Origin of the sequence: Paenibacillus sp. SORGH_AS_0306, assembly GCF_030819345.1 — a bacterium.
Lineage (GTDB): Bacteria > Bacillota > Bacilli > Paenibacillales > Paenibacillaceae > Saccharibacillus > Saccharibacillus kyungheensis.
Window position 1 is genome coordinate 1,400,346 of record NZ_JAUTBP010000001.1, and the last position, 25,083, is coordinate 1,425,428.

Annotated in this window: 22 protein-coding genes; 19 read left to right on the plus strand and 3 right to left on the minus strand. The window is 38.5% G+C overall.

Going from position 1 to position 25,083, the window contains the following annotated elements; genetic code table 11:
* The first annotated feature begins 210 nt into the window (after window positions 1-210).
* The 8 genes from QE450_RS06330 (at window position 211) to QE450_RS06365 (ending at window position 9,399) form a co-directional block, all read left to right on the plus strand.
* On the plus strand, window positions 211-477 hold the full coding sequence (locus tag QE450_RS06330; RefSeq protein WP_273615859.1) for a hypothetical protein: 267 nt from the start codon (window positions 211-213) through the stop codon (window positions 475-477).
* 138 nt (window positions 478-615) lie between these two features.
* On the plus strand, window positions 616-918 hold the full coding sequence (locus QE450_RS06335) for a hypothetical protein (protein ID WP_274170265.1): 303 nt from the start codon (window positions 616-618) through the stop codon (window positions 916-918).
* A gap of 336 nt (window positions 919-1,254) precedes the next feature.
* Entirely contained in the window at window positions 1,255-2,247 is a 993-nt protein-coding gene (locus QE450_RS06340) for a LacI family DNA-binding transcriptional regulator (protein ID WP_273615861.1), read from the plus strand.
* 76 nt (window positions 2,248-2,323) lie between these two features.
* Window positions 2,324-3,583: a sugar ABC transporter substrate-binding protein gene (locus QE450_RS06345; protein WP_273615862.1), complete on the plus strand. Its 1,260-nt coding sequence runs from the start codon at window positions 2,324-2,326 to the stop codon at window positions 3,581-3,583.
* Between the two features lie 109 nt (window positions 3,584-3,692).
* Window positions 3,693-4,955 carry a sugar ABC transporter substrate-binding protein gene (locus QE450_RS06350; RefSeq protein WP_301263943.1) on the plus strand — a complete coding sequence of 421 codons (1,263 nt, stop codon included), beginning with the start codon at window positions 3,693-3,695 and terminating at the stop codon, window positions 4,953-4,955.
* 145 nt (window positions 4,956-5,100) lie between these two features.
* Window positions 5,101-6,006, plus strand: a complete 906-nt coding sequence (locus QE450_RS06355) for a carbohydrate ABC transporter permease (RefSeq protein ID WP_274170263.1) — start codon at window positions 5,101-5,103, stop codon at window positions 6,004-6,006.
* Window positions 6,007-6,057: 51 nt separating this feature from the next.
* Window positions 6,058-6,882 carry a carbohydrate ABC transporter permease gene (locus QE450_RS06360; RefSeq protein WP_273615865.1) on the plus strand — a complete coding sequence of 275 codons (825 nt, stop codon included), beginning with the start codon at window positions 6,058-6,060 and terminating at the stop codon, window positions 6,880-6,882.
* A 108-nt stretch (window positions 6,883-6,990) separates the two neighbouring features.
* Window positions 6,991-9,399, plus strand: coding sequence for a glycoside hydrolase family 94 protein (locus QE450_RS06365; RefSeq protein WP_273615866.1), 2,409 nt, complete (start codon window positions 6,991-6,993; stop codon window positions 9,397-9,399).
* A gap of 169 nt (window positions 9,400-9,568) precedes the next feature.
* Here the strand turns inward: QE450_RS06365 and QE450_RS06370 are convergent, their stop codons facing one another.
* Window positions 9,569-10,516: a metallopeptidase domain-containing protein gene (locus QE450_RS06370; protein WP_307297887.1), complete on the minus strand. Its 948-nt coding sequence runs from the start codon at window positions 10,514-10,516 to the stop codon at window positions 9,569-9,571.
* Window positions 10,517-10,692: 176 nt separating this feature from the next.
* Here QE450_RS06370 and QE450_RS06375 point away from each other — a divergent pair, with 176 nt between their 5' ends.
* The 7 genes from QE450_RS06375 (at window position 10,693) to QE450_RS06405 (ending at window position 19,246) form a co-directional block, all read left to right on the plus strand.
* Window positions 10,693-11,142 (plus strand): GNAT family N-acetyltransferase, encoded by a 450-nt coding sequence (locus tag QE450_RS06375; protein ID WP_307297889.1) that lies wholly within the window; start codon window positions 10,693-10,695, stop codon window positions 11,140-11,142.
* Window positions 11,143-11,637: 495 nt separating this feature from the next.
* Window positions 11,638-14,535 (plus strand): 2-oxoglutarate dehydrogenase E1 component, encoded by a 2,898-nt coding sequence (locus tag QE450_RS06380; protein ID WP_274170260.1) that lies wholly within the window; start codon window positions 11,638-11,640, stop codon window positions 14,533-14,535.
* Entirely contained in the window at window positions 14,532-15,827 is a 1,296-nt protein-coding gene (gene odhB, locus QE450_RS06385) for a 2-oxoglutarate dehydrogenase complex dihydrolipoyllysine-residue succinyltransferase (RefSeq protein ID WP_307297892.1), read from the plus strand. The genes QE450_RS06380 and odhB overlap by 4 nt, the downstream gene beginning before the upstream one ends.
* A 139-nt stretch (window positions 15,828-15,966) precedes the next feature.
* Window positions 15,967-16,296: a low molecular weight protein tyrosine phosphatase family protein gene (locus QE450_RS06390; RefSeq protein ID WP_307297894.1), complete on the plus strand. Its 330-nt coding sequence runs from the start codon at window positions 15,967-15,969 to the stop codon at window positions 16,294-16,296.
* Between the two features lie 30 nt (window positions 16,297-16,326).
* The gene (locus QE450_RS06395; protein WP_307297896.1) at window positions 16,327-16,812 is read left to right on the plus strand and encodes a hypothetical protein; all 486 of its coding nucleotides are present in this window, start codon (window positions 16,327-16,329) and stop codon (window positions 16,810-16,812) included.
* A gap of 290 nt (window positions 16,813-17,102) precedes the next feature.
* The gene (locus QE450_RS06400) at window positions 17,103-18,521 is read left to right on the plus strand and encodes a sugar porter family MFS transporter (RefSeq protein WP_273615872.1); all 1,419 of its coding nucleotides are present in this window, start codon (window positions 17,103-17,105) and stop codon (window positions 18,519-18,521) included.
* 320 nt (window positions 18,522-18,841) lie between these two features.
* Window positions 18,842-19,246, plus strand: coding sequence for a hypothetical protein (locus QE450_RS06405; RefSeq protein WP_307297898.1), 405 nt, complete (start codon window positions 18,842-18,844; stop codon window positions 19,244-19,246).
* Window positions 19,247-19,355: 109 nt separating this feature from the next.
* Here QE450_RS06405 and QE450_RS06410 read toward each other — a convergent pair whose 3' ends face one another.
* The gene (locus QE450_RS06410; protein WP_307297900.1) at window positions 19,356-19,841 is read right to left on the minus strand and encodes a CYTH domain-containing protein; all 486 of its coding nucleotides are present in this window, start codon (window positions 19,839-19,841) and stop codon (window positions 19,356-19,358) included.
* A gap of 134 nt (window positions 19,842-19,975) precedes the next feature.
* Here QE450_RS06410 and QE450_RS06415 point away from each other — a divergent pair, with 134 nt between their 5' ends.
* The 4 genes from QE450_RS06415 to QE450_RS06430 all read left to right on the plus strand — a co-directional run bounded on the left by QE450_RS06415 (window position 19,976) and on the right by QE450_RS06430 (window position 22,507).
* Window positions 19,976-20,434 carry a DIP1984 family protein gene (locus tag QE450_RS06415; protein ID WP_274170254.1) on the plus strand — a complete coding sequence of 153 codons (459 nt, stop codon included), beginning with the start codon at window positions 19,976-19,978 and terminating at the stop codon, window positions 20,432-20,434.
* 408 nt (window positions 20,435-20,842) lie between these two features.
* Window positions 20,843-21,499, plus strand: coding sequence for a stalk domain-containing protein (locus QE450_RS06420; RefSeq protein WP_274170253.1), 657 nt, complete (start codon window positions 20,843-20,845; stop codon window positions 21,497-21,499).
* Window positions 21,500-21,631: 132 nt separating this feature from the next.
* A complete protein-coding gene (locus tag QE450_RS06425; protein WP_273615876.1) occupies window positions 21,632-22,186 on the plus strand; it encodes a nitroreductase family protein in 555 nt (184 codons plus the stop codon).
* Window positions 22,187-22,201: 15 nt separating this feature from the next.
* A complete protein-coding gene (locus QE450_RS06430; protein WP_307297903.1) occupies window positions 22,202-22,507 on the plus strand; it encodes an NIPSNAP family protein in 306 nt (101 codons plus the stop codon).
* Window positions 22,508-22,592: 85 nt separating this feature from the next.
* Here QE450_RS06430 and metE read toward each other — a convergent pair whose 3' ends face one another.
* Entirely contained in the window at window positions 22,593-24,893 is a 2,301-nt protein-coding gene (metE, locus tag QE450_RS06435; RefSeq protein WP_307297905.1) for a 5-methyltetrahydropteroyltriglutamate--homocysteine S-methyltransferase, read from the minus strand.
* Window positions 24,894-25,083 lie beyond the last annotated feature (190 nt).

Below are 25,083 nucleotides of genomic sequence, written 5' to 3' on the forward strand. Positions count from 1 at the left end.
AGGAAATCGTGTCTTTTAGTCGCTGTAGAGTGTTCTAAATAGACACGATTTTTTTGTTATGTATCGCATATGCTTTTGCAGAGAATAAGTCTAATTCTGATAAGGATGATGAAGAAATTGTTTCAATTTTTCGTAGAGAGGTAAAGTACAGTAACTACTATTAATTCTATACTTTCTATGATGTAGATATAGCCAAAGGAGAGATTAATGATGACTGAGCCAAGAAAAAACGATAAAATTGAAGAACAACAAGGCAAGCGTGATCATCCTGAACATTATCCAACTGAAAATGAAAGTCTGTTCGATCGTTTTGAATCCGAACAAAATGTAGACCCTATGCCTATGGAAGATTTAAATATGGAGAAAAAAGAAGAAAAAGATAAAGATGCGACTAAATCTTCGTCCTCTAGTGAAAATGCGTATCCTGAAGGTATGGCTAAAAAGCTAGAAGAGCAAGAAAAAGAAAAAAATAGTTAAGCGCTTGAGTGCGTTCGAATAGAGTAAGATCATTAAGGCAACAGATCAGCTGCTGACAATAGAGTTGATCTTTTTTGCTACAGTTATTTCCGATAACACTTTAAATGAAGATATGTTTGTCTAAGAAAGGTGAAAAATATGGCATTTGGTATAGATCGATCACAATTAAACTATTGGAAGCAACAAGTAAGTGATGGACAAATCGCTTTTTTAACTCATTATTGGATCGATGATCGATTTCCCAATATGCGTACAGTGACTAAAGTAGGTTGTGCAGATATCGAAAAGTTGCAAAACTGGTGTAGAGAACACCAACTTAACCCTCGTTATATTCATTTTCGTGATCGTTATCCACATTTCGATTTATTTGGAGTAGAGCAATTGCGTATTTTAAAACAAGAAGGACTACAAGATCATATCGATCGATTTGGACTTGATTGAAAAAAGACACCTTGTTTAACCCGCGATTCACACCACTACATTCGACAAAATAACAAAAAAATTTTAAAAGGTATTGAAATCGGTTACAAGCAGATATATAATAAGCGTGTAGAAACGTTTCGACAAAATGATATAAAACTCTACATGATGAATTTTATACAGAATCCATTAATAATTAGTGAATAAACCGTATAAAATTAGCTTTTTTAGCTTAAAATCCATAAAAATCCATTTTTATAGCTCTTTGTTTATCATCTGGATAGAAAAGGATAAATCATTTTTTTATGATTTTATCGAAACGTTTCGATTAGCTAATTAACACCAGGGGGGAAGTCAATGGGAGCAACGATCAAGGATGTAGCCGCTTTAGCGGGTGTCGCAGTATCGACTGCGTCCTATGCGCTAAATGGAATCGGAAGAGTTAGTCCTAAGACACGCGATAAAGTGATTGTTGCTGCTAAGCAGTTGAATTATCAGAAGAATGGGATTGCTTCTGATCTTAAGCGCTCCAAAACAAATACGATTGCTTTGTTGTTAAGTGATCTGTCTGGTCCGTACTATTCTAGATTGATCAAAGGCGTGCAAGAAGTCAGCCTCAACAATGGATATGACTTAATTGCTTGTAGCTCTATTGGTGGGGAATCATCAACAGCGGTCAAATTTATTAAAGAGAAAAGGGTAGATGGAGCTATTATCCTTGCTCATAATATTCCAGACCGTACGATTTTGGAATCGGCTCGTGAAGGATTTCCTATCGTAATGTTAGATCGAAGATTAGAGCATGAAAGTGTCTGTTATGTTGAAGCAGATAATGAAAAAGGTGGCATTTTAGCTACTGAACATCTAATCGAAGCCGGTCATCGCAAAATTGCTTATGTATCTGGGCCAGCAAGCAGTAAGCACAATAAAGATCGTTATAACGGTTTTGTGCAAGCGATGAACAAACATGGATTGACGATTGAACCACGCTGGAATCTAATCGGCAACTTTACAGAAGAAGGCGGTTATCGCGCAGTCAAATTAATGATTGCACAAGGCGAGATTCCAGAGGCTGTATTTTTTGCAAATGATGAGATGGCATTAGGAGGAATAACTGCTTTAAATGAAGCTGGTATTGTTGTTCCTGATGATATATCAGTCATAGGCTTTGATGATATTGTACAAGCGCGGTTTTTGACACCGTCTTTAACGACAGTACGTCAGCCTGATTATGAAGTAGGGGCATTAGCTGTACATCTGATTTTTCAGATTTTAAAAGGAGAAACGGTTAGTCCACAGTATAAACTGGATACTGAATTAGTTTCTCGTGGTACTGTACGTTCTCCATAATGGATGTACCTTATCGTTTTTTTGAAAGCGATATCGAGCAGCAAGCATTTTCTATCATAACAACGAGGTGAATTTAATGACAAAAACATGGAAATCGGTTGTAGCTTGTATGTTGATCTTTTCTCTGATCTTGTCAGCATGTGGCAACAAAGAAGAAGCAGCTGCAACAACAGCGGATGGTAAGCGTGTTCTAAAAGTATGGGGAATGGGTGCGGAAGGTACTGCTCTTTCCAAAATCGTACCTGATTTTGAAAAAGCAAATCCTGATATCAAAGTCGAAGTACAAGCGATTCCTTGGGATAATGCCCATGATAAATTGCTAACAGCAGTCGCTTCCAAAAAAGGCCCTGATGTTGTGCAAATGGGATTGGGTTGGATTCCTGAATTTGCAGACGCTGGAGCTTTGCTAGATTTATCTTCTTATACAGACAAATATCCGAATCTGAAAGTCGATAACTTCTTCAAAGGCGCTCAACAAACAATGACATACAACGATCAACTTGTAGGCATTCCATGGTATATCGATACTCGCGTATTGTTCTATCGTGCAGATCTACTTAAAGAAGTAGGCTATAACGAACCACCTAAAACTTGGGCTGAATTGAAAGATGCAGCAACCAAACTGGCAGCTAGAGGAAATGGCAATTATGGTATTTTGCTAGACAGCCAGGATCAAGTATTTACACTTCCATTCGCTTGGGAAAATGGTAGCGAAGTTATTAGTAGTGATAACAAAGCTCAATTTAACCAACCACCATATGTGGATGCTGTCAAATACTTGAGCAGTTTCTTTACAGAAAAATTAGCACCTTCGCAAGTAGATTTAAAACTTCTACCATCATTTGGTGAAGGTATTATCCCTATGTTTATTAGCGGCCCTTGGTCTGTACAACAAATCAAAGATGAATTGCCTGATCTAAAAGACGATCAATGGGGAACAGTTACGATCCCGGCTAAAGATGAAAGCGGTAAAAGTGCTTCGATCTTAGGTGGATCAAGTCTATCGGTATTTAGCAGTGCTACGAACAAAGATGATGGTGCTAAATTTATTTCGTATATGAATGAACCAGAAGTACAAGTGAAATGGTACGAATTGACAAAAGATTTGCCTTCTACTACTAAAGCATGGGAAGACAAATCACTTGCATCTAACAAAGATATCCAAACGTTCCGTACACAAATGGATACAGCACGTCCAGCACCATTTGTAAAACCGTGGGAAAGTATTGCAGATCTAATCAAAGCAGCTATGCAAGAAATCACAATCGGTGGTGCTGATGTTCAAGAACAAATGGATCAGGTGAACAGCCAGGCTGATGACTTGTTAGCCAACTAATCTAATGATATCCACAGGGCAGAGGTTCTGCCCGTTCAAGCTTTGCATGTTCGTGTAGTACCTTTGCCAAAGATTCATATGCCTTTACTAAACTAACGGGGTGAAATGGATGTTTAAAATGTGGAAATCAATGTTGGTATTGTTACTGATCAGTTCATTAGTATTAGCGGCTTGTGGAAATAAAGAAGAAGCAGGCGTACCTACAACATCAGATGGTAAACGTGTATTGAAAGTATGGGGTATGGGTGGAGAAGATAACGCTATTAGCACACTCATCCCGGCTTTTGAAAAAAAATATCCGGATATCAAAGTAGAAACGCAATTTATTCCATGGGATAACGCTCATGACAAATTGCTTACAGCGGTCGCTTCCAAAAAAGGACCGGACGTTATCCAAATGGGTACAACATGGATTCCAGAATTTGCTGATGCTGGAGCATTGCTTGATCTGACTCCTTATACAGAAGAGTTTCCTAATCTCAAACCAGAGAACTTTTTCAAAGGTGCACAAGAAACGATGACGGTCAATGATCAATTAGTGGGTATTCCTTGGTACTTGGAGACTCGCGTATTGTTCTACCGCACAGATTTGTTGAAACAAGTAGGTTATAACGAAGCTCCGAAAAGTTGGGCTGAATTGAAAGATGCTGCAACCAAATTAACAGATAAAAGCAAAGGCAGATACGGTATTTTGTTAGATACTCAAGATGCAGCTTTCACTCTTCCGTACGCTTGGGAAAATGGGAGTGAAGTCATCAGCAGTGATAACAAAGCACAATTTAATCAACCTGCTTATATCGAAACGATTGAGTATTTGACCAGCTTCTTCAAAGAAGGTCTAACACCTAATCAAAGTGATATCAAATTGTTACCTTCATTTGGTCAAGGATTAATTCCAATGTTCGTCAGTGGTCCGTGGTCTGCCAATCAGATCAAAACCGATTTGCCTGATCTAAAAGCAGATCAATGGGCAACAGCTATTATTCCTCCAAAAGAAGAAGGTGGCAAAAGCGCTTCTATTCTTGGTGGTTCCAACTGGAGTGTATTCAGCAGTGCAACAAATAAAGACGATGCCGCTAAATTTATTGCTTTCATGAGTGATCCTGAAACACAAGTTGCTAAATATAAACACGATCAGGATCTACCTGCCAACATGAAAGCTTGGGATAACGAAGTATTTAACAATAAACCTATTGTTCAAACTTTCCGTGACCAATTAGACACAGCACGTCCTTCTCCATTTGTGAAATCATGGGAATCTATCGGTGACTTGATCAAAGCTGCTCTACAACAAATTACAATTGGTGGAGCAGATATCAAAGAACAGATGGAAGAAGTGAATACAGGAGCAGATAGTTTATTAGCTGAATAAGCTTCCGCAATAACAGCATCTATTTTATGTACATCAACTATCCTTCTCGCCAGATTCATACTCAGATATAACCAACTGATATGGATCTGGAAGAGAACGATAGCATATCAGAACGTCAAAACTTCTGTGAAGGAGGGAATCCAATATGCAAAACGCTTTGCAAAAATTAAACAAATATAAATATCCATATTTGTTTATAGCACCTACGCTAATTATTTTGTTTTTGTTTTCATTTATTCCTATCTTTATTGCTATTTTTATCAGTTTTACGAACATGAACTTATCGGGATTGGCGGACTTCTCAAATATCAAATTTAATGGATTTGATAACTTTGTTCGACTGTTCTCGGATGCAACATTCCAGAAGTCGATGTTTAATACGCTTATTTTTGTAGTGGTTGGTGTTCCTTCAGTTGTTATTATTTCTATGGCTATAGCGATTTTGATTAATCAAGGAACCAGTTGGATTTTCAAATCCTTCCGAGTAATTTACTATATGCCTTCGATTACAAATATCGTAGCAGTAGCTGTAATCTGGGGATATTTGTACAACTCACAATACGGTCTAATTAACCAGATGTTAGGCTTTATCGGGATTGATCCGGTGAGCTGGTTACAAGATCCGGTTATTGCTAAATTCTCATTGATCATTATGGCGGTCTGGAAAGCAATCGGTTTGAATATGATTATTTTCTTAGCAGCCTTGCAAGGGATTCCGCGTACGTATTACGAAGCTGCTCAGATTGATGGAGCAAGCCGCTGGGCACAGTTGACTAAGATTACGGTTCCTTTACTAAGCTTTGCTACTTTTTTCGTATCGATTACAACACTAATCGGCTGGATTCAATTTTTTGAAGAGCCGCTTGTTATGACCAAAGGTGGTCCAATCAACAGTACGATGTCTATGGCATTGTTTATTTACAATACAGGGTTCCAACGCAATAACTTTGGTTATGCAGCAGCAGGCTCTATTGTTCTATTTGCCATCATTATTCTTGTAACTATGATCCAGTTTAAAGTACGTAAAAAAGACAGCGATGTAGAATACTAAGTTCTGTAGATTAATGTAAACACAGAACAAAGTATGAAGGGAGGTTCCAAAATGGATATTCAAGTCAAACCGATGTATAAAACAGTCATTATTGCGCTTCTACTTATTGGTAGTATAGCGATGTGTATCCCTTTTGTATGGATGATTCTTGCATCCTTCAAACCAGAAAGTGAAGTAGTTGCATTAACGCCGAAGTTCTGGCCTCAACAAGCTACGATTGAGAACTATGTACGTCTATTTACAGAAATGAGATTTGCGACCTATTTGTGGAACACATTAGTTATCGTATTTTTCTCTTTTATCGGTCTATTTTTAAATGCGGCAGCAGGATATGCGTTTGCCAAATTTGAATTCCCGGGTCGTAATGTTCTGTACTATCTTGTACTCGGAACAATGATGATTCCTTCTCAAGTAACAATGATTCCAGTGTATCTATTGCTGAATCAAATGAATCTGACCAATACAATGGCAGGTATTGTTTTACCAGGTATGGTTAATGCGTTTGGTATTTTCTTATTCCGTCAATTTATGACGACCATTCCTGCTGACTTGATCGAAGCAGCACGATTGGATGGAGCAAGTGAGTTACGTACCTTTTTCCAATTGGTTATTCCAATTGCGAAGCCAATCTTTGCGGTACAAGGGATTTTGACTTTTATCGGCGGTTGGAACAGTTTCCTATGGCCGTTGATTATTGCCAATGATGAAAATCTATACACATTGTCTGTTGGATTATCATTGTTGAAAGGTCAATACGGTGGTGACTTTGCGATTCAGATGGCAGGTGCTTCATTCATGGTAGTGCCAATCGTTATTCTGTTTATCTTTATGCAGCGTCATATTATCGAAGGATATACTATTTCAGGTATGAAGTAATTTCATACCTGAGTGCACAACACAGTCATGCAGTAGCACTAGAGACAAGTCGTTCTACGAGAACGTATTTTGGATAGAATATAAGTTTACTTTTTGGAGGGATATTGAATGTCAACGATACAAAATCAAACACAGCAAACAGGACTTTTCCAAAATGAATATGGTTATTTTACAGAAAATGGTCGTGAATATGTAATTACAAATCCACGTACACCACGTCCATGGAGTAATATTATCAGTAATGGCGATTATTCCTTTATGGTATCGCAAGCAGGTGGCGGTTGTTCATGGCGTGGAAATGCAGGGCAGAACCGGATCACTCGTCTTTTCCAAGATGTAATCAAAGATTCATGGGGTAAATTTATTTATCTACGTGATCGCAATTCAGGCAAATTCTGGTCAGCAGGCTGGAAACCGGTTATGGCTGAATATGAATTTTATGAAGTGCGTCATGGTATCGGTTATAGCGTATTTACGCAACAAGTGGATGGAATTCGCAGTGAATTGACTGTATTTGTAGCTCCAGATGCACCGCTTGAAATTATGCAATTGAAAGTAACCAATAACAGCACAACAGCACGCGAATTGGATGCAACGACTTATTTTGAATGGGCTCCAGGTTTTGCACCGGATGAACATCGTGAATTCCACAAAATCTTTATGAATTCTGAATATAAACAAGATCTGAACGCGATTCAGCTTGAAAAATACTTATGGAGCTTCCCGGATGAGAAAGGACGCAGTAACAATGTAAGCTGGCCTTACACAGCGTTCCATGCGGCAAGTGAAACACCATCTTCATTTGATGCAGACAAAGAATCATTTGTAGGTATGTATGGTGAAGAATCTCGTCCACAAGCGATGATTGACAAAGAACTAGCAGGAAATAGTGGACGCTTTGGAGATGCTACTGCTTCTCTACGTGTCGCTATTAATCTAGAAGCAGGAGCTTCACATACGGTTGTATTCACTATTGGTGCAGCAGAGCAAGAAAAAGAAGATGCAGATGCATTGATCCAGAAATACACTACTGTTGAAGCAGCAGAACGTACTCTTCAAGATGTACATGCATTCTGGAGTGAATTGATCGATGTGGAAGAAATTCATACACCTGATCCAGCAATGAATATTATGACGAACGTATGGTTGAAATACCAATCGATCTCCTGTCGTCTATGGGGTAAAACAGCATATTATCAAACAAGCGCAGGTTATGGATATCGTGACCAATTGCAAGATTCTCAAATCTTCTTAACAAGCAAACCAGAATTGATGCGCAAACAAATTCTTATGCATGCTTCCCAACAATTCCAAGAAGGCGATGTACTTCACTGGTGGTTCACGATTCGTGGTGGCGGTCCTCGTACTCGTTGTTCTGATGACTTGCTATGGCTTCCGTTCATCATGGATGCCTATCTGAAAGAAACACAAGATTACGATATCTTGGATGAAGTCACTCCATTCTTAGATGGTGGCGAAGCTACAGTGTATGAACATTGTAAATTAGCGATCGAGAAAACATTCTTACGCTTTAGCCCGCGTGGTGTTCCATTGATGGGTGAGCATGACTGGAATGATGGTCTAAGTGCGATCGGTTACGAGTGGAGAGGTGAAAGTTTCTGGGTAGGCGAGTTCTTGTACCTTATTCTAGGTAACTTTGCACCAGTAGCTGCCAAACGTGGCGATCAAGTTTTTGCAGATAAAATGATTGAAGTACAAGGTAGCTTAAAAGCAGCACTGAACAAATATGGTTGGGATGGCGAATGGTATCTACAAGCAACCAACGATGATGGATTAAAAGTCGGTTCAAAAGAAAACGAAGAAGGTCAAATCTTCTTGAATCCACAAATGTGGGCTGTTATTTCGGGAGTAGCTGATCAAGAACGTGGACAACAAGCAATGGATAGCGTAAGTAAACATCTATTACGTGATCATGGTGCATTGCTTCTATATCCTGCTTATACCAAAGTCCGTCGTGATATTGGTTATATTACACGCTATGCTCCAGGGTTACGTGAAAATGGTGGTGTCTACACGCATGCTGCTACATGGGCAGTATGGGCATATACATTGATCGGTCAACCAGAAAAAGCATACGAAGCATACAGCAAAATCTGTCCTCCTAACCGTTCTGACGATCCAAATGGTTATGTAGGCGAGCCATATGTAACACCAGGTAACTCTGATGGCCCAATCTCACCTAACTATGGTCGTGGTGGTTGGACTTGGTATACAGGTTCTTCTCAATGGTTACAACGCATGGCAACCAACTGGATTCTAGGTGTACGTGCTGAAAATGAAGGATTGTTAGTAGATCCAAGTATTCCGAAAGATTGGAAAGAGTTCACTTATCGTCGTGCATTCCGCGGAGCTACGTATAATCTACATGTAGATAATGCAGCAGGTGTGGCTCGTGGTATTAAAGAAATCAAAGTTGATGGTAAAGTGATTGAAGGCAATATTTTACCAGACTTCCGTGATGGCAAAGAGCACGAAGTGAAAGTGATTATGGGTTAATCTGTTTACTACATCTGATCTGAATAGATCGTTGTAACATTATTCGATGTAACCTAATAATGAAATACTAAGCAAACTATAAATAGCTCTATCTGTTCATTATGCTAACTTAGAACAAGTGGCAGTATTGGATAGATTAGAGCTATTTTATATTATTTGTTCGTATAGATCATTGAAATGAAGTGATTGGAAAGCGAGTGGTATCTTTGCGAAGCTGACTCCATGTATATCGTAATAACCATGCATCCCAGTTAGTAATTGTTATCGAACTGCCTACCCACATCAATGTTTTATCTGGGAATCCGCCGGGTGGACGATCTTGTGGTTCATAAAAGTCAGGAAAACCAAAGCCATGACCAAGTTCATGTTCCATAATTTCATCTTGATCTGCTTTTAAAATGTTTAAAATATAATCATCAGCCATCCGTTGTCCCCAGTCTCCACCAGCACCTCCACCAAAGCTAGTTGTTGCCCATAGATACATATCGAATCGTTTATCTAAACCACCTGGATACATATATTGTGGTTCTTCAAAATGTTCAAAACGAGATAAGCTTGTAGGAGCAATTGGTAATTTAGCTGGAATAGTAGGTACTGTTTTATTTAATTCGTCTATAATATAATCGGTATAAACTATTTCATTAGCTTGTTTATTTAAAATGAGTGCAGGATTTGTGCAAGCCCAGCCGACCACTTTGACTTTAATCGAAGAATAAGGCCAATTTTCATAACCTACCAATAAATCGTTCCAATGATTAACCTGTCGACTTAACATACTTTCGATTTGTTGGCGTTGTTTTAACGTTACACTTTTGTCAGATTGCCAGCGTACTACATAATTTAAAGTTCCTTTACCTGCAAAAATCTGATCAAAAATAAGATTTTTACGAAGCGTGGATCCTTCTTGAACCATCCGATTTTTCCAGACCCATTCAATCGAAGATTTGTAACGGGCAGGCATATTTTTTAATGTAGTCTTAACGATAGAGGCTGAATGAGCAACAGTCGGTTTCTTTTTGACTGGAGTAGCGAAAAGAGAATGGGGTGAACATGCAAATAGTGAAGCACAAACTGTAATAGAAGTAGATAAAAGTAAAGCTTTACTCCATATACTCATTTTATTGCCTCCTGCTAGAAAGATATAATTTAAAATGTTTATTGTACAAATAAAACATTCTACTTTATTATTATCGAAATTATTGTTTTAAATTTTAATCAAATATAAAATCTTGATATCGATTACTAAAGAGTGTTCCGCAAAAATTCAAAAGATGATACAAAAGGAGAACAATAATGACCTGGTATATCAAAAGATTTGACGAATTAACATCGTTAGAAATGTATCGTATTTTACAAGAACGAACGGCTATCTTCGTTGTAGAGCAGAACTGTCCTTATCAAGAAGTCGATGGCAAAGATCTAGCTAGCTATCATTTATATAAAGAGGAAAATGGAGAGATTGTAGCCTACTCCAGACTTCTTCCAGCAGGTATCGCTTATACAGAAGCTTCGATCGGCAGAGTGATTGTTAAGCGTGAATATCGTGGCAAAGGATTAGCACAAGAGTTATTTCGCAACAGTGTCGAATTTATTCAGCACGAATTAAAAGAAGATAAAATTAAAATTCAAGCACAACATTATCTGGAGAAATTCTATAATAGTTATGGATTTGAACCGATCTCAGACGTATATTTGGAAGATGATATTCCTCATATTGATATGATGCGTATCACAACAACATAACTACCAATCACTCAAAAAGTGAACAAAAAAAGAAGGATATGTGAAGCAGTGGTGACACTTTTTCATCTATCCTTTTTGGCTTGAAATCAATCTTAGGAAGATTTGGGTAAAAATAGTAAGCATTTAAATTGGAAATTCATACCTATGTATTGTAGAATGGGAAGAGTAAAGAGTAATTTAGTACGAATGAGGGGGCATGCACTGCTCAGTATTCAACTAGAATATGCAGAATGATATATACAAAATGCGATATATCTATTCTCAAAATCTCTGTTTTCCTGTATTTGGATTAAAAATAGCCGTAAAAGGGCTAAAAAACCTGAATAACTCTTTATGTGCAGCGAGAGAAAACGTTTTCTTGAAAAAAAGACGTTTTACTCGTTCATAGTCTAATTTTAGGCTATTTTGTGATCTATCATATAGAGGTATAATTAAATATGTTGCAATTCCGTCACAAATATATTCACAAAAAATTCAAGACGGAGGGAATCCTCGATGACTATCGACGAATCAAACCAACCATGGCTGTGGGAATCGTATTACGGACCCAATTTGGGGTATGTACAAGAACAATATGAACTGTACAAACAAGATCCGAATTCTGTAGATGAAGGATACCGTGAACTTTTTGAACGTTATGGAGAGCCTGTTGCTCCTGTTACCGTATCATCTGGTCAATCAGTGGTAAGTAGTACAGAAACACCAGCTAAAGTAGACACTAATCTGTTGAAGAAAGCGGTTGCAGCCGAACGTTTGGTATGGAATATCCGTACATACGGGCATCTGGCAGCGGATATTGATCCGCTTGGACTAAGTACAGCGACTGATGTTCGCTTACTCGATCCAGAGCAATACGGACTGGGACAACGTGACCTCGCACAACTACCAGCATCTTTGATCTGGGAAAATGCACCTCCAGAAGCAAAAGACGGATGGGAAGCTATCCAAATTTTGCGTAAGAAGTATACAGGTCCACTGGCTTATGAATTTGCACATGTACATGATGAAAAAGAACGGAACTGGCTTAACCGTCAGGTAGAAACAGGTTCATCTACACTTTCATTAGATGATGAAGAACGTATTGAGTTATTCAAGCGTCTGGTAGAAGTGGAGCAATTTGAAGAATTTTTGCATCGTACATTTATTGGACAAAAACGCTTTTCTATTGAAGGTAATGATGTCCTTGTACCGATGTTAGATTCAATTGTACGTATTGCTGCACGCAGTGGTGCAAGACACGTACTTATGGGAATGGCGCATCGTGGTCGTCTGAATGTACTGGCTCATGTTCTTGGTAAGCCATACAGTAAGATCTTCTCCGAGTTCCATCATTCACCGAACAAAGATACAATGCCTTCTGAAGGCTCGATGGGTGTTACTTTTGGTTGGACAGGTGATGTGAAGTACCATTTAGGTGCACACCGTTCTGTAACTCCAGAAGGACAAAGCTTTGAAACCCGTCTGACACTGGCAAATAATCCAAGTCACTTGGAATATGTTAATCCGGTGGTTGAAGGATTTACACGTGCTGCACAGGATGATCGTACAGACAAAGGTTATCCACGCCAGGACCCTGACAAAGCAGCAGCAATCATCATGCATGGTGATGCCGCATTTGCAGGTGAAGGTATTGTTGCAGAGACGCTTAACTTTAATCAGCTGACAGGTTACCAAAATGGCGGTACAATTCATATTATTGTTAATAACCGTCTAGGCTTCACAACAGACAGCGGAGATTCACGTTCTACTCATTATGCAAGTGACCTTGCTAAAGGATATGAAATTCCTATTATCCATGTGAACGCAGATGATCCAGAAGCTTGTCTACGTGCTGTAGCAATGGCGACTGAATATCGTAATCTATTTAAAAAAGATTTCTTGATTGATCTTATTGGATATCGTCGTTATGGTCATAATGAAACGGACGATCCTGAGACAACTCAACCTATCATGTATAGCAAAGTGAAAAATCACCTTCGTGTGGCTTCACTTTACGGTAACAAACTGGCACAACAAGGTGTAGTTGATGACAAACGCTATGAACAGTTCAAAACAGAAATCCAAGATCATCTCAAATCGATCTACGAAGAAGTGAAAACAGATCATACGGAAGATTCAAATGCACCAGTAAATCGTCTTGATACAGATAGCAAAGCACCTGAAGCTTCTACAGGAGTCTCTGCAAGTCTGCTACAGACAATTAACGAAGGATTGCTGAAATGGCCGGAGAACTTTAATGTGTATCCTAAATTACAGCGTATTCTAGAACGCCGCGCGACTGCACTGAACGCTGAAGGAAAAGTCGATTGGGGACATGCTGAAACACTGGCATTTGCTTCGATCTTAGCAGATGGCAAGCCTATTCGTATTACCGGACAAGATGTAGAACGTGCTACATTTGCTCATCGTAATCTGGTATTGCATGATGCTCAGACAGGTGAACCTTTCTGCCCATTACATCGTTTACCAGAAGCGAAAGCATCATTTGCTATTCATAATAGTCCATTGTCTGAAGCTTCAGTACTTGGATTTGAATATGGATACAATGTATATGCACCGGAGACATTAGTGATCTGGGAAGCACAATATGGCGATTTCACCAATGCAGCGCAAGTTATTATTGACCAGTTCATCTCGGCTGGCCGTAGTAAATGGACACAAAAATCCAGTCTTGTAATGTTGTTGCCACATGGTCATGAAGGTATGGGTCCTGAGCATTCCAGTGCTCGTCCAGAACGCTTCTTGCAATTGGCAGCAGAAGATAACTTTACAGTGGCTAACCTGACTTCTGCATCACAATACTTCCACCTACTTCGCCGTCAGGCACGTAGCACTCAGGAAGAAACTGTGCGTCCATTAGTCGTTATGGCACCGAAAAGCTTGATTCGTAATCCACGTGTGGCTTCCTCACCTGAGGAATTCAACGAAGGAACATTCCAACCGATACTGCAACAAAAAGGGTTGGGCGATAAAAAGAATGCTGTAGAACGCGTGATTCTTTGTACGGGTAAAGTAGCGATCGATCTAGAAGAAGCTTTGGATAAAAACAAAGAAGAAGACTACTCTTGGTTACATGTGATTCGTGTAGAACAACTGTATCCATTCCCGAAAGAAGAGATCAATGCAGTCCTTGCAGAATTCACGAACTTACAAGAAATTATCTGGCTACAAGAAGAACCGCAAAACATGGGATACTGGAGATATACCGATGCACGCTTGCGCGATCTAGCACAAGAAGGTGTAGCTGTAAGTTATATCGGTCGTCCAGAACGTTCTAGCCCTGCTAGTGGTTATCAACATATTCACGCCATCGAACAACAACGTATACTAGGATTAGCACTCAAACAAAATTCTTTACAGAACAACATATCCCTGGGAGGTAGTCGGCTGTGAGTGAAATTAAAGTACCCGAAATGGGCGAGTCTATAACCGAAGGAACGGTATCAAAATGGGTTGTGAAAGAAGGAGACACTGTCAGTCAAGGTGATGTACTACTTGAACTTGAGACAGATAAAGTCAACTTGGAGATCAGCGCTGAAGAAGACGGAGTTGTAGAGTCAATCACCAAGCAAGAAGGTGAAACGGTACAAGTCGGTGAATCTGTAGGTGTGATCGGTGCTGGAAGTGGAAGTAGCAAACCTGCTGCTTCTGAATCCAAACCAGCTCCAGAATCCAAGCCTGAAAGCAAATCAGATGATGTAGTTACAATCAACTATCCAGCTAAAGGTTCTGAACCGGTTGCTGAAAAAACAACAGATAAATCCACTAACGCTGTAACGAGCAAACCAGATAATGGAGATGCTATCGGTACACCGGCTGCTCGCAAGTTAGCTCGTGAGCGTGGAATCGATCTAGGATCTGTACAAAGCAATGATCCGATCGGCAGAGTGAATCCAGACGATGTACGCAAACATGGTGACAAACCAGCACCAGCGAAGTCTGAAAGTGCTCCTGCTAAAAAACCTGTTGAACATAACCCTGCTAAGCCAGCAGATCGTCAACCGATGTCACGTCGTCGTCGTACGATTGCTAATCGTTTGGTAGAAGCTCAACATAATGCTGCAATGTTAACAACATTTAATGAAGTGGATATGACAGCGATCTTAGACGTTCGTAAACGTCGTAAAGATGCTTTTAAAGAAAAATATGATGTAGGTTTAGGATTTATGTCTTTCTTCACCAAAGCAGTGGTAGGGGCGCTTAAAAAATTCCCTATGGTCAACGCTGAGATCGATGGCGATGATGTAATTGTGAAGAAATTCTATGATATCGGTATTGCGGTATCCGCTAAAGAAGGTCTTGTGGTTCCTGTTGTTCGTGATGCAGACCGTCTAGGTTTTGCACAAATCGAAAAAGAGATCGCCACACTAGCTTCCAAAGCACGTTCTAACACCTTAGGATTGTCTGAGTTGCAAGGCGGTACATTTACAATCACTAATGGTGGTGTATTTGGTTCCTTGCTATCTACGCCGATCTTGAACGCACCGCAAGTAGCGATTCTGGGTATGCACAAAATCCAGCTTCGTCCGGTAGCGATTGATGCAGAACGTATGGAAAATCGTCCGATGATGTATATTGCATTGTCTTACGATCACCGTATTATTGATGGTAGCGAAGCAGTAAGCTTCCTTGTAAAAGTAAAAGAATTGCTTGAAGATCCAGAAACATTGTTGATCGAAGGCTAATTTATAAGTAAATAAAAGGAGCTTCCAGAAGGTTGGGAGCTCCTTTTTGATGTTTTATTTATCATCTGTTCAGTATAATAAGGTGAGCTGTGAGAAAAATAGGATATCTAACTTTTCAGATAGAAGGGAGCAAAGTGAAATGAACAAATTGTTATTTATCTGTAGTCGTAATCAATGGCGTAGCTTAACGGCTGAAAAAATATTTGAACATCTGGAAGGATATCAAGTACGCTCAGCAGGCACAGAAGAAAATGCACGCATCAAAGTAACCGCAGGTCATATCGGTTGGGCAGATATTATTTTTGCGATGGAAAAAAAGCATAAACGTAAAATCCAATCTAAATTCAATGAAGAACTAATAGGTAAAACGATCATTTGTTTGAATATTCCAGACGACTATGGATTTATGGATGAAGAATTGATCGGATTACTAGAATCCAGTGTTAGCGAATATATTGAGATTACATAACGTATAAGATTCAATAGTAAAGGAGATAAAATGATTAAAAGATATATTTTATTGAGCTTGCTGTACGTAGCAATCTGTATTGGATTAGGTCATACCAAGCATCATATATATCCAGATTTAACTTTTTATTCGATAGCTTTGGGTCAAAATAAAGAACAAGTGAGATCGATTGAAACATTAAAGCCTATGGATGTAAGTATAGAAGATGAAAGCTTGGATATGTTGGTTTATCAGGATACGAATCGTCAGATTGTTATTATGTATTATTTTGATCGAAAAACTGAAAAGTTATATAGAAAAATGATCAATTACTATGATTATGAGCATAAAGATCAATATTTAACTAAAGCAACAGATGTATTCAATCGACAATATGGAAAGGCTACTGTGTTGAAGAATAAAACAGGTACAACGTTGAAGTGGACAGATGAAAAAGTACAAGTTGAAGTAGTCGATAGTTTGTTTTTAGAATTTGTTATTGAACTGTATAGTGACACAAAATATTTAGATCAATAGTAAATGATAAGTATCAAGTATCTTTGATCTCTCCTTCTATCTAATTACTATATGTAATTTCTATCCTCTTGATAATGTTATTCAATATGTATGCTTTTGGGTATATTGATTACAGGTTGAAAGTAAATGCGTTTTTTCTGAAACTAAAGTACGTTTAGTCATTGCTAGAATCAATCGAGTACACATCTTGATTTATCGAAAAGTGTGTCAAACGATAGACTCAATAGTTGCAAGTACATAGACAGAACAAGTTGCAATGACGCTTTAGGAATCAATAGGGAGAGATGATGATGGAAAAGGGAGCAAGTCAAAAAGCTTTTTTACGCAAAATAATTTTAATATCTACATTAGGTGGATTGCTATTTGGTTATGATACAGGGGTAATCAATGGAGCTTTACCATTTATGTCAGCTGCACTAGGATTAAATTCGTTTACAGAAGGATTAGTGGCTAGTATTCTTTTATTTGGTGCAGCATTCGGAGCTATTGCAGGAGGGCGACTTTCAGATTATTTAGGACGTAAGCAAAATATTATTTATTTAGCTGTTTTGTTTTTCGTTGCTACAGTGGGTTCGACACTCGCTCCTAACGTAACTGTTATGGTGATTTGTCGCTTCTTACTAGGGCTTGCTGTAGGTGGTGCTTCAGTAACAGTACCCTCTTATCTAGCAGAAATGTCTCCTGCTAACAAACGTGGCGGTATCGTTACACGTAATGAACTGATGATTGTCAGCGGACAATTGCTTGCATTTATCTTTAATGCGATTCTAGGTATAACAATGGGCGATAATACACATGTATGGCGTTACATGTTAGCAATTGCTTCGATTCCAGCAATTTTCTTATTTTTTGGAATGCTACGTGTTCCTGAAAGTCCACGCTGGTTAGTTGCAAAAGGTAAAAATGAGCGTGCATTAAAAGCACTTCGCAAAATTCGTACAGAAGAACAAGCAAAAATCGAAGTAGAAGAAATCAAAGCTTCATTTGATGCAGAAGAAAGTACAGAAAAAGCAGGATTTAAAGATCTTGCTGTACCGTGGATACGTCGCCTGATGTTTATTGGATTGGGTATCGCAGTCGTTCAACAGATTACCGGTGTCAATTCAATTATTTACTACGGAACTGAAATTTTAAAAGATGCTGGTTTTGAAACAAAAGCAGCATTGATTAGTAATATTGCTAATGGTGTCATCTCTGTAGCAGCAACATTTTTAGGAATGTGGTTGCTAGGTAAAATTGGTCGTCGACCTATGCTTAGAACAGGTTTGATCGGTACAACATGTGTATTATTGTTGATCGCGATTTTCTCAACAGTACTGGAAGGTTCACCTGCTTTGCCTTATGTGATCTTATCCTTAACTGTTACATTCCTTGCTTTCCAACAAGGAGCGATCTCTCCGGTAACCTGGTTGATGTTATCTGAGATATTCCCTTTACAATTACGTGGATTCGGAATGGGTGTTACCGTATTCTGCTTATGGATTGTTAACTTCTTAGTCGGATTAACATTCCCTGTATTGATGGCAGGTATTGGACTATCGGCGACGTTCTACTTATTCGCTGCTTTGGGCTTATTGGCGATTACATTTGTACAAAAGTATTTACCAGAAACCAAAGGCTTTACGTTAGAAGAATTGGAAGAGAAATTCCGCAATTATGGTAAAAAGAAACCTAAAAAAGCTAAAGTTAAACCAGCTCCTGCTAAATAATATAATTATTATCTAACGTTACAGAGAAGCGACTTCGTGAGGATAGAATGATCCTGGGAAGTCGCTTTTTATTATAGAAATTACTTTTTATACAGAAGTCGTATTTACATATATTCACGTAGATATTGGTTTAAAAGTAGCCTTTTGCTTTGTATATCGCTTATCGTTACAATTAAGGTAGAGTATAACTTCTATACATAACTTATCGTCAAAGATTTATTTTAACAGTAATGGTGGGGCGATCTGGTTGAGTATACGTTAGGTAGTTGGAAAGTATCATTTGCAGATAGTATGATTTTGAAGTTCAGGAGGAGAAAAGGATGGATCACAAGAGGGTAACAGAGCAACTTTTGCATGAGTTAGAAGGAGAGAAAGGTAGTTTTATTTTGCGGTTACGTGTAGACTTGGAATGGGATCATGAACATATAGCGCAAGTATTACGAACGATGGTTACATACATAACTGCTTTGGAATCGAATATTTCTTTAGAGCGTCATATCGCACGCGGATTTTGGTTTTTTACGAATTTTGTAAAAGATTGGTCTTCTCATGAATCGTTTCGCGCTAAAAATCCTTACCCTGAAACCTATTATCAATCAGTCTATGAATTGATCTTTTTATTAACCGATTGGTATTTTTCAGGGGAATGTCCATTTGTCGAACAAGAAGCATTTGAGCAAGAGATAGCTCGCTTGGATACTTTATTACAAGCAGAGGAATCATAAGCAAATAGCGCATCATCTACAGTCCACGTTCACTAAGAAAATGCGCTATTTTGAATGATTGATTATTAATAGACTCTACTTGTAGGCGATATCAATGATACATTGTATATTACTTGGATGCTGATTGAATATCTTCCCATAGTACACTGTTCACATACTGGCTTTGTCCGGTAACATCTTCACCAAACCAATCAGGCTTTTGAAAATGTTCTACATCCGTTGCTTCTGCAAATTCAATCTCAATTGTGATCAGATCAGGTTGGACAGTGTTATGATAAATATCAAGATCAAATTGATCATCGTTCCACTTTACTTTTTTACGTGTTTTTATCAATGGAATCACATCCAACTTGCTGATCAATTGCTCGTAAATACCAGCACCGATATCAAATTCCGTTTCTTCTCGAACCAGACCTTTACCCGCTTTGTGTGTCATCGTGAATTGTTCTTGACCATCAATCACTAATTTACGTACACGTAGTGTCTCTGATTCACTGGTAGCCAGATAAGTCTGATGAATTTCTTGGGTCTGTATAATATCTAAATCTGCTGGATAGGTATGTAATACGTATTTTTTTTCGATTTCTTTACCCATGATAAGCCCTCCTGAATAACTATTTTCTTTATTTTAGCATATTGTACAAGGTTTATTGATACAGTGTTTGGTTATACCTATAATGATAGGGACATTTACGGAATAATGAAAAATAGGTAATGGAGGTGAAAGGAATGAAATTAGCAGAAGCGTTAATATTACGTTCTGATGTGCAAAAAAGAATCGAACAGATGAAAGTACGTCTGAGCCGAAGTGCCAAAGTCCAAGAAGGTGAAAAACCTCCTGAGCGTCCTAATGAATTGTTGAAAGAAATGGGACATTTATTGACCGAATTGAATGTACTGATCAAACGTATTAATCGCACTAATTCACAAGTGATTTTTGAAAATGAAATGACATTAGCAGATGCTCTAGCCGATCGAGATACATTAGGCTTACGCCGAAATATATTGAATGATCTTATGCATACTGCGAGTATCAAGCAAGATCGTTATACAAAGTCTGAAGTTCGATTTCTAGCGACAGTCAATATTGGAACACTGCAAGAAGAGATGGACAATCTTGCTAAAACCTATCGCCAACTGGATACACGTATCCAAGAGTTGAACTGGAGAACAGAATTAGTCGATTAATCATTAAAAAATATAAACTTACAAGTTGGTAGTCTATTATCTATTGAGGCGAGCATACAAACCGCCAACTGGTTTAAGTTGGACGCTGGGTAGGAATTAGGGGCAATTTCTGAAGGTTCGAGTCCTTTAATAATAAATTAGCCTTGTATTGTTACATGAGTACAATTCACATATTATTGTTACTACCACATGCTGATCATAGATATAGGCGAGGGCGGGTTCGGGGATTTGTAAGATGAACTTCATTTTTACATAAATAAAGTTAAATCTGTTAATATAATTAAATTTATAAGTATAAAGACTCTATTAAATGATGCATAAAATAAAATTAGGTAATTTGAACTATTAAATAATTGATCCCTAAGACTTATACTGAATACATATTCAGAAAGGGGATACAAAGAAAAGATGAAAAAGAAAAATTTGGTTTTAATGTTAACAGCAATGATGTTAGTCGGAGGAACGACTACATACGCAGCATCTAGTAAAACAGTACAAGCAACAGTAGCCAACTTTAAGTACACAGTAAACGGTTTTAACTTCGCACCTTCTAATTCTACTAAACCGGTCACGATCAATGGACAGACATACATACCGGCAAGTGTTGTTAAAGAAGCTTTAAAAACAAATGTTACTGTAGATACTAAATCAGGTAAAATCAATTTTGGTGAAAAGTTAGCAGAAACACCAATTATGAATGAGAAAATTGATTATGATTTTGGCGTGGCTTTAACAAAAGATAGTAAGTTTGTTTCAGGTGATGGAAAAGAAAATAAAGAAGTTATTTTATTCAATGATGCTGTAAATCGAATAGCCTTATATCCGAATAATAAATACCAAACTGTAGTTTTGAATATTCAAGCTATAGAGGATGATTTAGAAGTAGAAATAGAAGATGCTAAAACTTTTGAGCCAATGCGAAAAGAATTTGTAAAAGTAGAAGATGGAATAAGTCAAGTTGAGTTTAGTGTAGTTGGTAAACAGAGTGTGTATGTTAAAGTGTCTCCTGTGGAATTGAAAAGTAAAACTAATGTAGTAATTTATCCAAGCTCGTATTATAAGTAATAAATAGAAAAAAATGACTCCTTATTTAAGGAGTTATTTTTATTTTATAGTCCTAAAATTAGAGATTTCTTTCTACTTCGTGTACAATAAACAAGAGACTGAGAATGATTATCATAGAGGAGGAAGTTATAGATGAGTATTTCAGAAAGTATTCGTAATCGTCGTTCGATCGGTAAAGTGAAGCAGGATGCTATTCCGCGTGAAAGTATTGAGCGTATTTTGGAAGCAGGAATTTGGGCACCAAATCATCGTTTGACTGAACCTTGGAAATTTTTCGTTTTAGAAGGTAACGGACGTAACAAGTTAGCAGAAGCACTTGCTAGTGTAGCAGGTAATGGTGAAGTAACCGAAGAAAGTCTTTCTTCTGCACGTAAAAAGGTAGAACGCGCACCTCTAATTATTGCTGTAGCGGTAGAACCTGCTGATAATCCTAAAATTATTGAGCTTGAAGAATATGGTGCAGTATTTGCAGCGATTCAAAATATGTTGCTGGAAATTCATGAGTTAGGACTGGGTGCAGTCTGGAGAAGTGGCGAACCTTGTTACCATGAATTGATGGGCAAAGCATTTGATCTAAGCGAAAAAGGTAAAATGTTAGGCTTCCTTTATATCGGTGTACCTGAAAATAACGATCAACAAAGCAAACGTACTCCTTTTGCTGAAAAAACAGTTTGGATTAGTGAGTAAACTAGGAGGAACACGATGATTACATGCTATCTCAAATATGTGATAGATCCTTATCAAGTAAACGAATTTGAACAGTATGCTAAGATGTGGATACCGCTAGTTCACAAATTAGGTGGGACCCATCATGGGTATTTTCTTCCACATGAAGGTGCGAATAACATCGCCTATGCTTTGTTTTCTTTTCCAAGCCTTGCTGATTACGAAGAATATCGTCAGAAGATGATGGTAGATGAAGAATGCCAGCAAGCGTTTGAATTTGCCAATCATAACAAATGTATTATTAGTTACGAACGTAGCTTTATGCGTCCTGTGTTTGAATAAGTAGGATATGTATAAATCAAAAGCCTTTCACGATCAAGAGCATCTGTCGGAATATGCTCTAGTCATGAAAGGCTTTTATGTGCAATTAAAGCTTGCTTGCGCTCACTTCTTGTCCTAATTTGTGACGGATATCGTCTGCCGCTTCAACCATTAATTGAAGAGCAGCTACCGTTTCAGGATGAGCACGTGTTTTCAATCCGCAGTCTGGATTGATCCAGAATAATTTGGGATCGAGTACACGTAGAGCACGTTCGATCAATTGTACCATTTCTTCTTTGGCAGGCACACGTGGACTATGGATATCATAGACACCCAGACCAATACCTTTATCATAGCCATGCACTTCAAAAGAAGAAATCAATTCGCCATGACTACGTGAAGTCTCAATAGAGATAACATCTGCATCCATATCTTTAATAGCATCAATAATATCGTGGAATTCCGAATAGCACATATGAGTATGAATTTGAGTCGTTTCTTGTACAGCCGCTGTAGATAGACGGAACGAGCCTACTGCCCAATCAAGGTATTCCTGCCATTTGTTACGTTTAAGAGGCAATCCTTCACGTAGAGCAGGTTCATCGACCTGAATCATTTCAATACCTGCCGCTTCAAGCGCCAGAATTTCATCCGAGATAGCGCGTGCAATCTGATAAGACACTTTACTACGTGGAATATCATCCCGTACAAAAGACCAGTTCAGAATAGTAACCGGACCTGTTAGCATCCCTTTGACAGGTTTGCTGGTTAGAGATTGAGCATATTTGGTTTCTGTCACCGTCATTGGCTTCACAAAATGAACATTACCGTAGATCACAGGAGGTTTGACACAACGAGAACCATACGATTGAACCCAACCAAAGCGTGTAAATGTAAATCCATCTAACTGCTCTCCGAAAAACTCAACCATATCAGTACGTTCAAATTCACCATGTACCAATACATCCAAATTCAATTCTTCTTGAATCGAAATCCAGTCTTGAATCTGCTCTTCGATAAAACGATTATAATCTGCTGGAGATAATTCGCCTTTGCGCCATAGTTGACGGGCACGACGTACTTCTACAGTTTGCGGGAAGCTACCAATTGTAGTCGTCGGCAATAATGGTAATTTCCATTTGTCTGCATGAATAACTTGACGCTGTGCAAAAGGAACATTACGTGTAGCCGAACCTTCATTTTGCTGTAGATGTTCTTCTTGCGGAGCGCGCCATGACGAATTGGCAATGCGTTCAACAGCTTCACGACTGCGATCTAATGCTTCTTGTACAGCAGGAGCACCGATATTAGCTGCTTTGGTTAATAGCGCAAGTTCTTCTAATTTCTGATCGGCAAAAGCAAGAGCGTCTTTAATAATTGGATCAAGAGACGTTTCACTGTTAGTTGTCACAGGTACATGTTGTAGACTGCAAGACGGCTGAATAAGCAAGCGATCCGCAGGTACCGTTTGAGAGATCGTTTGAATCAATTGAATTTTATCTTCTAATTTGGAGCGCCAGATATTACGTCCATCGACCAGACCTACGCCTAGAATTTTGTCTTCAGGGAAGCCCCAATCATCCAGATTATTCAGATTCTGCTCTAATCCATGTACAAAATCCAAGCCAATTCCTTGAACAGGGAGATCGATTAATTTACCAAAATCATCTACACCTTCAAAATAAGTCTGTACCAGCAAATTGACATCAGGAGCCGCCTGATTGAATTGAGTGTAAATCTCTTGCACCCATTGCCATTCTTCAGCAGATACTTCTAGTGCTAGTGAAGGCTCATCTATTTGAACCCAGCGTACACCTGCTTTGTTCAATCCTTGCAATATCTCTACATATAAAGGAGCTAACTGATCTAACCATTGCTTAAATTCAGAAGCTTCATATCCTTTAGAAAGTTTGAGGAACGTATACGGGCCGATCAATACCGGCTTGGTCTCAATACCTAATTCTGTTTTGGCTTCTAAATATAATCGCAATGGACGGTTTTCTGTTAATTGCGGTGTAATTCCACCCAGTTCAGGTACGATGTAATGGTAATTGGTATTGAACCATTTGGTCATTTCACCTGCGGTTGCTTGATCTGTACCACGAGCAATCGCAAAGTATTGTTGTAAGGATACTTCGCCACCTGTATAACCAAAGCGTTCAGGTACTAATCCGAAAGTAACAGCCGTATCTAAGACGTGATCATAATATGAAAAGTCGCCTACAGGAATTAGATCGATACCAGCTTTGCTTTGTTTGCTTAGATGAGCAAGGCGTAATTCTTTCATCGTTTGTAAAAAGTCAGCTTCCGAAGATTTGTTACTCCAGAATGCTTCTAGCGCTTTTTTCCATTCACGTTGTTCACCAAGACGCGGATAACCAATATTGCTACTGAGTACTTTTGGCATTATTATTCCCCCTGAAAGTTGATTGTTTAGTACAATCATCATAGCGTATTCTGGCAGGATATGGTTATACGTTTTGCCTATATCCTATCATGATTCCACGCTATAGCTAGATTTGCCTTTTTGGTAACAAAGTCATTTGATGGTAAGATAGAAAGGAAAGAAACAGTATACATAGTTAAAGGCAAGGAAT

Coding starts and splice junctions, on each gene's coding strand:
- QE450_RS06330 (WP_273615859.1), top strand. CDS start 211: ATGACTGAGCCAAGAAAAAACGATAAAATTGAAGAACAACAAGGCAAG.
- QE450_RS06335 (WP_274170265.1), top strand. CDS start 616: ATGGCATTTGGTATAGATCGATCACAATTAAACTATTGGAAGCAACAA.
- QE450_RS06340 (WP_273615861.1), top strand. CDS start 1,255: ATGGGAGCAACGATCAAGGATGTAGCCGCTTTAGCGGGTGTCGCAGTA.
- QE450_RS06345 (WP_273615862.1), top strand. CDS start 2,324: ATGACAAAAACATGGAAATCGGTTGTAGCTTGTATGTTGATCTTTTCT.
- QE450_RS06350 (WP_301263943.1), top strand. CDS start 3,693: ATGTTTAAAATGTGGAAATCAATGTTGGTATTGTTACTGATCAGTTCA.
- QE450_RS06355 (WP_274170263.1), top strand. CDS start 5,101: ATGCAAAACGCTTTGCAAAAATTAAACAAATATAAATATCCATATTTG.
- QE450_RS06360 (WP_273615865.1), top strand. CDS start 6,058: ATGGATATTCAAGTCAAACCGATGTATAAAACAGTCATTATTGCGCTT.
- QE450_RS06365 (WP_273615866.1), top strand. CDS start 6,991: ATGTCAACGATACAAAATCAAACACAGCAAACAGGACTTTTCCAAAAT.
- QE450_RS06370 (WP_307297887.1), bottom strand. CDS start 10,516: ATGAGTATATGGAGTAAAGCTTTACTTTTATCTACTTCTATTACAGTT.
- QE450_RS06375 (WP_307297889.1), top strand. CDS start 10,693: ATGACCTGGTATATCAAAAGATTTGACGAATTAACATCGTTAGAAATG.
- QE450_RS06380 (WP_274170260.1), top strand. CDS start 11,638: ATGACTATCGACGAATCAAACCAACCATGGCTGTGGGAATCGTATTAC.
- QE450_RS06390 (WP_307297894.1), top strand. CDS start 15,967: ATGAACAAATTGTTATTTATCTGTAGTCGTAATCAATGGCGTAGCTTA.
- QE450_RS06395 (WP_307297896.1), top strand. CDS start 16,327: ATGATTAAAAGATATATTTTATTGAGCTTGCTGTACGTAGCAATCTGT.
- QE450_RS06400 (WP_273615872.1), top strand. CDS start 17,103: ATGGAAAAGGGAGCAAGTCAAAAAGCTTTTTTACGCAAAATAATTTTA.
- QE450_RS06405 (WP_307297898.1), top strand. CDS start 18,842: ATGGATCACAAGAGGGTAACAGAGCAACTTTTGCATGAGTTAGAAGGA.
- QE450_RS06410 (WP_307297900.1), bottom strand. CDS start 19,841: ATGGGTAAAGAAATCGAAAAAAAATACGTATTACATACCTATCCAGCA.
- QE450_RS06415 (WP_274170254.1), top strand. CDS start 19,976: ATGAAATTAGCAGAAGCGTTAATATTACGTTCTGATGTGCAAAAAAGA.
- QE450_RS06420 (WP_274170253.1), top strand. CDS start 20,843: ATGAAAAAGAAAAATTTGGTTTTAATGTTAACAGCAATGATGTTAGTC.
- QE450_RS06425 (WP_273615876.1), top strand. CDS start 21,632: ATGAGTATTTCAGAAAGTATTCGTAATCGTCGTTCGATCGGTAAAGTG.
- QE450_RS06430 (WP_307297903.1), top strand. CDS start 22,202: ATGATTACATGCTATCTCAAATATGTGATAGATCCTTATCAAGTAAAC.
- metE (WP_307297905.1), bottom strand. CDS start 24,893: ATGCCAAAAGTACTCAGTAGCAATATTGGTTATCCGCGTCTTGGTGAA.